Annotated in this window: 9 protein-coding genes and 1 CRISPR repeat array; of the genes, 3 read left to right on the top strand and 6 right to left on the bottom strand. The window is 71.9% G+C overall.

Going from position 1 to position 7,187, the window contains the following annotated elements:
• Nucleotides 1-241: 241 nt before the first annotated feature.
• Together D7318_RS31100 and D7318_RS31105 are read right to left on the bottom strand one after the other, a co-directional pair.
• Nucleotides 242-1,441 carry a M20 family metallopeptidase gene (locus D7318_RS31100; RefSeq protein WP_230424284.1) on the bottom strand — a complete coding sequence of 400 codons (1,200 nt, stop codon included), beginning with the start codon at nt 1,439-1,441 and terminating at the stop codon, nt 242-244.
• Between the two features lie 154 nt (nt 1,442-1,595).
• Nucleotides 1,596-1,925, bottom strand: a complete 330-nt coding sequence (locus D7318_RS31105; RefSeq protein ID WP_147437892.1) for a hypothetical protein — start codon at nt 1,923-1,925, stop codon at nt 1,596-1,598.
• Between the two features lie 275 nt (nt 1,926-2,200).
• Between D7318_RS31105 and D7318_RS31110 the strand changes: the two genes are divergently transcribed.
• Nucleotides 2,201-2,671 (top strand): carboxymuconolactone decarboxylase family protein, encoded by a 471-nt coding sequence (locus D7318_RS31110; RefSeq protein WP_120700601.1) that lies wholly within the window; start codon nt 2,201-2,203, stop codon nt 2,669-2,671.
• Between the two features lie 21 nt (nt 2,672-2,692).
• On the opposite strand, the gene D7318_RS31115 is transcribed toward D7318_RS31110, so the two are convergent.
• The 4 genes from D7318_RS31115 to D7318_RS31130 form a co-directional block, all read right to left on the bottom strand.
• Entirely contained in the window at nt 2,693-3,214 is a 522-nt protein-coding gene (locus tag D7318_RS31115) for a hypothetical protein (RefSeq protein ID WP_120700602.1), read from the bottom strand.
• 112 nt (nt 3,215-3,326) lie between these two features.
• Nucleotides 3,327-3,692 (bottom strand): hypothetical protein, encoded by a 366-nt coding sequence (locus tag D7318_RS31120; RefSeq protein ID WP_183091678.1) that lies wholly within the window; start codon nt 3,690-3,692, stop codon nt 3,327-3,329.
• 100 nt (nt 3,693-3,792) lie between these two features.
• Nucleotides 3,793-4,137, bottom strand: a complete 345-nt coding sequence (locus D7318_RS31125; RefSeq protein ID WP_120700604.1) for a hypothetical protein — start codon at nt 4,135-4,137, stop codon at nt 3,793-3,795.
• A 26-nt stretch (nt 4,138-4,163) separates the two neighbouring features.
• Nucleotides 4,164-4,523, bottom strand: a complete 360-nt coding sequence (locus D7318_RS31130; RefSeq protein ID WP_183091679.1) for a hypothetical protein — start codon at nt 4,521-4,523, stop codon at nt 4,164-4,166.
• A 357-nt stretch (nt 4,524-4,880) separates the two neighbouring features.
• Between D7318_RS31130 and D7318_RS31135 the strand changes: the two genes are divergently transcribed.
• Nucleotides 4,881-5,636: a helix-turn-helix domain-containing protein gene (locus D7318_RS31135; RefSeq protein WP_120700605.1), complete on the top strand. Its 756-nt coding sequence runs from the start codon at nt 4,881-4,883 to the stop codon at nt 5,634-5,636.
• Between the two features lie 76 nt (nt 5,637-5,712).
• Nucleotides 5,713-6,267 (top strand): hypothetical protein, encoded by a 555-nt coding sequence (locus D7318_RS31140; protein ID WP_230424285.1) that lies wholly within the window; start codon nt 5,713-5,715, stop codon nt 6,265-6,267.
• Between the two features lie 22 nt (nt 6,268-6,289).
• Nucleotides 6,290-7,054: a CRISPR direct-repeat array (repeat unit 26 nt; unit sequence TCCCCGCGCGAGCGGGGGTGTTCCGA).
• Nucleotides 7,055-7,187: the final 133 nt, after the last annotated feature.

A 7,187-nucleotide genomic window follows, 5' to 3' on the forward strand; every position in this document is an offset into this window, starting at 1 on the left:
TCAGCAGACCACCGGCACAACGGCCGCCAACTACCGTTCGCGGCCGCGCCCGTTCGGCGAACGGTCCCGGCCAGCGACGAGACCGGCCGTTTACCGAGGCGGCCGGTCACCCGACGCCCCCTCCCCCCGTAGGCGCCGAGCTCTGACCCGCACCCACCACGAAAGCGGAGGTCGGCGGACGGCGAACGGGAGGACGTCCAGCCAGTAGCCGCCCCCCCTACCCCCATCCGGCAGCGCAAGCTCAAAGCCTCAACACCCCCAAGTGATAAGCCGCCTGCACCCCCGGCACCGTATCGACGCGTATCCGCTCATCCGTCGCGTGCAGACCGACATGGGCGACGCCGAAGCCCGCCGTGGCGGGGATGCCGAGGCCCGCGAGGTAGTTGCCGATGTTCGACGGGCCCGCGATCTTCGGCTCGGGACGCAGCCCGCACGCCGCCGCAGCGTCGAGCAGCGCCGTGCGGAGGGGCGAGCGTTCGGGCAGGGCGTAGGGCGGCCAACGGGTGTGGGGATCCACGCGAGTGGGCGGGGTGTCGGGCCAGGCGCGGTCGACGCGTCGGGCGGCGTCGGCCAGGAGCCGGGCGGCCGCGGCGTCGTCGAACGTGGGCACGGTGCGTATGTCGACATGCAGCGTGCAGAGATCCGGCGTCACCGAGAACCCCTCGCCGCCGGTGATCGCCGTGACCGTCACCTTGCCGGGCAGGGGGAAGTCGGCTGCGGGCGCGGGGAGTTCGGCGGAGGCGAGGGCCCGGACGAGGTCGGCGGCCTTGACGATGGCGTTGGGCGTGCCCGCGCGCCCGCCGGAGTGCGACGCCACGCCGCGCACCTGGATCCGCGCGCGGTGAACGCCGCGCCCCCCGACGACCAGATGGTCGGGCCCCGGGTAGCCGATCATGACCCCGGCGATGTCCCGTGGCGCGTCGGGCCCCTCGACATAGCGCCTGGCGCCGCCGAAGCCACCCGTGTGCTCGTCGAGGTCGAACAACAGGCTGAGGGTGCCGCGCAGCCGGTCCGGGCGGGCCGCGAGGCGGGCGGCGATGTGGCAGAAGATCGCGACGGCGACCTTGGAGTCGGCGCTGCCGCGCCCCCACAGCCACCCGTTCTCCACGTGCCCCGAGGTGGGCGGGTGTGTCCAGGCCGCCTCGTCGCCGAACGGCGCGGTGTCGAGGCAGGCGTCGAGCACCCGGCGCGGCCCGGGCCGCTCCCCCACGACATCGGCCGTGACGGCGACCGGCGCGCCGGTCGCGTCGCGCAACACGCGTGGCGCGAGCCGCCGTTCGCCCAGCCACGCGGTGAGCGTGGCGATGACGGGCTCGTACGGGTCGACACCCGCGCGGCTCGGGACGCGCACCAGGGCGCGGGTGAGGTCGACGACACCGCCATGGTCCTCGTGCGCCCACCCCATCACCTCCGCCGAGGTGGGAGGGGCGCCACCGCTCACGGCGCCTTCGCCCCGACGCCGTGGACGCACGCGAACACCGGCCCGCCCCCATCGCCGCCGTCGGCTATGGAACCGTCGAGCGACACCACCGCGCCCATGATCGCCTTGCTCATCTCGGCTCCCTCCCCCGCGTCGTCATCTCGTGGGGACCAGCCTAGGAGGGGGGACTGACAACGCGGTCGTCGGCGAACGCGTGGTGGAGCGCGTAGCGCGTGAAGCCGGGACCGGCGGGGGCGACCGCCGCCTCGTGGGACGCGGCGTCGACCCACTCCGTGACAACGATGGCGCGCCGCCCGTCCGTTGTCAGATGGGCGTGCGCGGCGAGCAGGCCGCTCGCCACCGGGATCGCGCTCTCCACGTCGTCGGCCGCCGTTCTGCTCACGACGTAGACGCCGGTGGGGCGCACCGCGTCGTGCACCACGCTGTGGTCGAGGCGGGTCCGTTCGAGACCGGGCCGTTGGATGCCGGGCACCAGCGTGTCCACGCGGCTGACCATCGCCGGGCGGCGGGTGGCGGCCCACGCCCTGTGGTCGTCGTCGCTCGTCCACTGGGCGTAGAAGAGGAGGCCGTTGCCGTCGAGGGAGAGGAAGACGTGCTGGGCGAGGCGCCCGGCGGGCGCTTCATGGACAGCGACTGTGATACTTCAACCACCCTTGAAGTCAAGGGGAGACGTACGCCACACCCGCGCCCTGTCACACCACCCGCAGGCCGCCGGGTCAAGGAGGTGGAAACACCCGCGACGACGACACGGAGCGCACCATGAACGCTCGTCTCAACTTCTTCGACACGACCGCCGCCAAGGGCGTCAAGCACCTGGTCACGGCCAGCAAGGCGGTCGAGGACACGGACCTGCCGTCCGCGACGGCGGAGCTGGTGAAGATCCGCGCCAGCCAGATCAACGGCTGCGGCTTCTGCACCGACATGCACACCAAGGAGGCCGCGCACGCCGGGGAGACCGCGACGCGCCTCAACCTCATCGCCACGTGGCGGGAGGCCACGGTCTTCACCGACGCCGAACGCGCCGCCCTCGAGCTGGCGGAGCAGGGCACGCGCATCGCCGACGCGGCGGGTGGCGTCACGGACGAGGCGTGGGCGAACGCCGCGAAGCACTACGACGAGGAGCAGCTGGCCTCCCTGGCGCTCGTCATCGCGTTGATCAACGCGTTCAACCGCCTCAACGTCATCGGCCAGCATCCCGCAGGCGACTACCGGGTCGGGCAGTACGCGTGACCTGCGGTCCCGGGGGCCGCCTCAACCGACGTCGAGCGCCGCCCTGGCCCGTTCGAGGAAACGCAGGTGCTCCTCGCGGAAGTCCCGGTAGGCGGCGTCGTACCGGGCGCGTTCGTCGCCCTCGGTGCCGAGCCGATCGAGCGCGCGGTTGGCGGTGATCGCCGCGCGGCGCAGCGTTTGCGCGGCCTCGGCGACCGGGGTCGGGCCCTCGAGCAGGACCTCGCGGCTGGCCCGGGTCACGTCGTTGAGCGCGGCCCTGGCGGCGGCGCTCAGGTGCGCGACGACGGCGGCCCGCGCCTCGCCCTCGGGGGCGGCGTCGGCCTCCTCGATGCGCCAGAACACCTCGGAGAGCCCATGAACGGCCGCGCTCATCTCGCGGTACGCGTCGCGCCGCCGCGTGCGCGCCTCGGCGACGTGCGCGGCGCGCGCGGTGACCTCGGCCTGCACCCGCGCGGATCGCGCGGCCCCCCGCCCGGTGACCCAACTCGCGACGACGGCCGTCCCCCCGGTGATGAGCCCGATCCACCAACTGTTGTCCACCACGGGGGAATTATGGGGTGCGCGCACCTGGCGCCGGATGAGGGGCCGATCACGATCCGATCGCCAGGCCGAACGGTGTCGCAACGGATCTCGATCGCCACCAGATCATGCGCGTTCAACGGATCACCACCGCGAGCATCAGAACGATCACCAGCGCACAGCCGACGGCCGTTTGGGCGACGATCTCGGCACGGGTCGGCGGTCGTCGGTGCCGCGTTCCCTCCCAGAACGAACGGGTGCGCAGCCCGGGCGGGTCGGCGCGTAAGACGGTCACGGTGGTGCGGCGGCTCATCGCGAACAGCTCCCCCGAGGCGAACCTCAGCTTGACCCCGCCATGAACGTGATCCATCGACATGACGATGAAGTCCCTTTCCCCGATGGTCAGAACGTCGCCCGTGAGTATGGTCGCGGGCGTGACCTCGACACGGCGGATCAACGCTTCGCCTCCCTGATCACCAGCGGCGGGCACGCGGGCGCGCACGCCCACAGCGGCCCGAGCCTGCGGGCATGGACAACCACGTAACGGCCGCACACCACGCAGTGGGACCCCACCCGTTGCCCGCGCCGCAGGCCCAACCCCCTCACCGCGCCACCTCGCGCAGCTTGGCCACGGCGGCCCGCGCGTCGTCCAGGGCAACGGCCCGTTCGTCCGCCGTCGCCGCCCGATCCCTTGACCGGGCCACCGCGTTCATCAACCGGGACACCAACGGAATGAGGCCCGCCCGCTCCTCCAACGCGGCCAGCCGAGCCACCAGTTCGTTCGGCACGACGTCCGGATACGTCAGGCGCGTCCCGCGCGCGCTGAGCGGATGCAGCGAGAACGGGATCAACCGTTCGGCCACCAGGCAGGCCCGGCACGCGTGCTGACTCCACCCGCCTCCGGACCCCGCGTGCACGATCGCCACCACGGTCAACGGCGGCACCACCGTCCGACACGTTGAACAACGAGGGATCACCACACACCCCCCGCACCGACATGGCACCCGCAGGCGCACGCCTCGGCGCGCACGCCGTACCCGACATCGCGCGCCACGGCCCCATGACGGCAGGCCGCATGGCGCTCGGTGGCACAGTCAGGGGAGCGCCGGGGCCGTTCAACGATGTCGCTCAACGCCACCCGCAGCCGTTCCGGATCCGTCAACGGCCGCCCCGGCACCCCCGCCCACCACAACAACGCCCCCGCCGACGCCCCCAGCGGCGGCACCACCAACTCCCGCCCACGGCCCCACACCTCGACTCCCGGCAGCCGCCAGTCGGAAGCGACGCCGGGCGGGATCAACCACCAGTGCAGCCCGGCCCGTTGGTCCCCCACGACCGGCCCAACTCCCCGCCCCAGCAAGGCGAACACCCCCACACTCTCCGAAACCCCCACCCGCACCGCATCCCACCAGCGTCCGGCAGGGAGAGCGCGCGGGCTGTCCATGTCCGTGGGGATCCACTCGGGGGCGCCGTGATCCGCCGACACCGACTCGCCGCCGCCGGAGGTGTTCGGATGCCAGCGCCGTCTCATGTGTCCCATCTCGGTGCTCCTCATCGCGTTGGCCGCGCCCCGGGCCACGCTTCGGCTACGGGGCATCACATAGCGTGGCGGGCGTACTGCACATTGCGCGGCGACGTTCTAGACGTCATTCCGGTGTCATTTGAGGACGCGTCAGGCTACTGTGAGCCCATGAGTGCCACTCCCAACACCGCCCTCAAAGCCGTGCGTATGGGTCTCCTCATGAGCCAGGACGACCTGGCCCGGGCTCTGCGCGCCGAAGGCGTGGCCAGCGCCTCCAAGCGCTTGGTCCAACGCTGGGAGGCGGGCGAAACCGCCTGTCCGCGCCCGCTGCACGCCCGGGCTCTGGAGCGAGTCACCCGCACGCCCATCGAGCTTCTGGGCTTCACCACCGTGCTCGCCCAGGTTCACGAGGACGGGCGCGGCGGCCACGACGTGGAGCCGGACTCTCCCGCTCCGGTGCCAGCTCAGCCGTTGCCCACACCCGCGCCCGGGCGCGGCGCCTACTCCGGTATCTGGCTCTCGCGTTACGAGTACTACAGCTCCGGGAGATCGGGGACCTACGAGGGCCTGCACCACGTGGTGATCCTCCAGCACGGGAGCCAGCTGACCGTCCGTAGTGTCCCCGGATCGTCCGACTCCCTGCTCACCATCGACCTCCAGGTCGACGGGCACATCGTCACCGGCACTTGGGCCGAGCAGACCGCGCAGGACGGCTACTACCGAGGCGCGCGCTACCACGGCGCGATCCAGATGCTCCTCGACCCGACCGGCCGCCGCATGACCGGCAAGTGGGTCGGCTTCGGCAAGGAGTTCGACATCAACTCCGGCCCGTGGGAGCTGGTGTTCCAGGAAGCGTCCACCTCGAAAGCCACGACGGCGAAATACGGTCACCGCCCCGACTCCGTGAAGGGGGAGGCAAATTGAACGGGCGGTTGAACTGGTCGAGGTTCTGAGGGAGTACGACTGATCCGGCCGACCGGGGCAGAACGAGAACGAGGGTATGACGACGATCGCCGTGACCGGGCACATGGACCTCACCGAAGAGAGCGTGCCACTCGTCAAGAACGCGTTGCACGAGCTGCTGGCCGTCTACCCACCCACCGAGCTCGTCTGCGTTTCGTGCATCGCGGCGGGCGCGGACGCGCTGTTCGCCGAGGCGGTGTTGCAGCGCGGCGGGCGGCTGGTCGTGGTCGTCCCGTCGAGGGATTACCGGTGGAAGAAGGTGAAGCCGGAGCACGGCGCGACGTTCGACCGCCTCGTCGAGGCGGCCACGGAAGTGCACACGGTGCCGCGCGAGACGGCTGACCGCGAGGCGTACGAGGCCGCGAACAAGGTGTTGCTCGAACGCGCCGATCGCCTCGTCGCCGTGTGGAACGGCGCCCCGCCGAGCGGAAAGGGCGGCGGCACGGCGGATGTTGTGGTCGAGGCACGGGAGGCCGGGCTGCCGGTGGATGTGGTGTGGCCGAAGGGCGCGGCACGGCGGGAGCCAACCCACAACGGCGGCACGCCCCCGGCGTCCGTCGGCAACGATCACGGAATGGCAAAGCCTGGCTAACGCCCCAGCTCACGAGGTGTTCTCCCCGCGCGAGCGGGGGTGTTCCGTGGGTCGCTCCAGAGAAGAGCCGCATCACGCTGTTCTCCCCGCGCGAGCGGGGGTGTTCCGACGCTGACCTGGCGGGGAACTCCTACTGGGCCGTTCTCCCCGCGCGAGCGGGGGTGTTCCGATCGACACCTCGGCCTGCCCGTCACCCGGGGCGTTCTCCCCGCGCGAGCGGGGGTGTTCCGATCGACACCTCGGCCTGCCCGTCACCCGGGGCGTTCTCCCCGCGCGAGCGGGGGTGTTCCGATCGACACCTCGGCCTGCCCGTCACCCGGGGCGTTCTTCCCCGCGCGAGCGGGGGTGTTCCGACGTGCCCGCCGCCTGTCATCCAGATGCTGGGGTTTTCCCCGCGCGAGCGGGGGTGTTCCGCCGTTCCCGCCACCGATCCCCGGAGACTACTGGTTCTCCCCGCGCGAGCGGAGGTGTTCCGCGGTTCATGAACCCGTCGAAGCCCCGCGAGTCGTTCTCCCCGCGCGAGCGGGGGTGTTCCGTCGACGTCAAAACCGCAGCCGCGACCGACCTCGTGCGCGTTCTCCCCGCGCGAGCGGGGGTGTTCCGGCCATCTGCGGCACGTGCCCCGCCGCCGCAGCGTTTTCCCCGCGCGAGCGGGGGTGCTCCGGGCGGGCGGCTCAGTATCCCCCAGCCCCGCGCGTTTTCCCCGCGCGAGCGGGGGTGCTCCGTGCTTCATCGAGGCGGCGTCCTGGGCGCTGGAGTTTTCCCCGCGCGAGCGGGGGTGCTCCGCCCGAGACGGCTAGGGAGCGTATCGAGTCGTGATCAATCTGCGGGATTCTCCCTCACGGTGGGGCCTGGACCGGTAGATCTTCTTGCGTGACGCGAGTGCAACTGACGGACGACGAGTGGGAGTTCATCGGGCC

The organism is Streptomyces radicis (assembly GCF_003626575.1).
Taxonomy (GTDB): domain Bacteria; phylum Actinomycetota; class Actinomycetes; order Streptomycetales; family Streptomycetaceae; genus Streptomyces; species Streptomyces radicis.

Bases quoted from the DNA above. Each gene is read 5' to 3' on its own strand.
- D7318_RS31110 (WP_120700601.1), top strand. From the start codon at position 2,201: ATGAACGCTCGTCTCAACTTCTTCGACACGACCGCCGCCAAGGGCGTC.
- D7318_RS31140 (WP_230424285.1), top strand. From the start codon at position 5,713: ATGACGACGATCGCCGTGACCGGGCACATGGACCTCACCGAAGAGAGC.
- D7318_RS31135 (WP_120700605.1), top strand. From the start codon at position 4,881: ATGAGTGCCACTCCCAACACCGCCCTCAAAGCCGTGCGTATGGGTCTC.